General features: G+C 67.6%; 2 protein-coding genes. Both read right to left on the minus strand.

Annotation, left to right across the window (positions count from 1 at the left end; all coding sequences use genetic code 11):
- On the minus strand, window positions 1–366 hold a 366-nt coding region (locus tag AC1D00_RS43600; protein ID WP_477014998.1), incomplete at its 3' end, for a CoA transferase.
- A partial coding sequence (locus tag AC1D00_RS43605; protein ID WP_477014999.1) for a CoA-transferase occupies window positions 366–789 on the minus strand: 424 nt, incomplete at its 5' end. The genes AC1D00_RS43600 and AC1D00_RS43605, both read right to left, overlap by 1 nt.

The following is a 789-nucleotide window of genomic DNA, read 5'->3' on the forward strand; positions in this document are numbered from 1 at the left end:
GAGATAGGCCGAGCCGAACGAGCCGGGCCAGCGCACGCTGTTGGTGGGATAATCGCCGGTGCCGACCAGATTGATGTTGCCCGCGCCGTCGATCTGGCCACCGCCGAGGAAGAAGGCGTCGACCCTTCCTTGCGCGGCGCAGTCGAACAACTCGATGCCGCCATTGGTGAAGAAATTATGCGCCTGCGATCCCAGGATCGAGATGCGCACCGGCGGCTTGCCACAGAGTTCGTTGCGTGCGCGCAGCAGCATCGCGCCGGCCGCGGGGATCGGCGACGATGCGCCGACCGCGACGTGACGGATGCCGTCGAGCAGGTCGGCGATGGTGGCGATCAGGATTTCGCGCCGTTCGCGTTCCGATGACATCAGGCCACCTGCTTGCGATGCGTCAGGAAGCCGGAGAGATAGGCGCGAAAGCCRTCTTCGCTGCGCGCCATCGCCGCGTAGCGCGCGATCTCGGCTTCGTCCGCCGGATATTCGTCCCATAGGGCCAGCGGCCAGGCGCCGCGCGTGGCGACCGCGRTGGTGTCGACATAGAGCGAGGGCAGAACACCGGCGGCGGAGTCTTCCGTCTCCAGCAGATTGCGATCGACGATGCGCTCGACGGTGACCAGCGTGCGTTTTGCGGCATAGGCGAGGCCGGCGAGCTCGCGGTGGCGGCCGATCCGGACATTGCCGGCGCGGTCGGCCTCGGGCGCGTGAAACAGCGCGACATCGGGAGAGATCGCGGGCACCACGACCACCTTGCGCGCTTCGCCGACGGGACTGTCGATCACCTGCCAGTCCGGC

Source organism: Bradyrhizobium sp. P2_E8 (assembly GCF_056403875.1).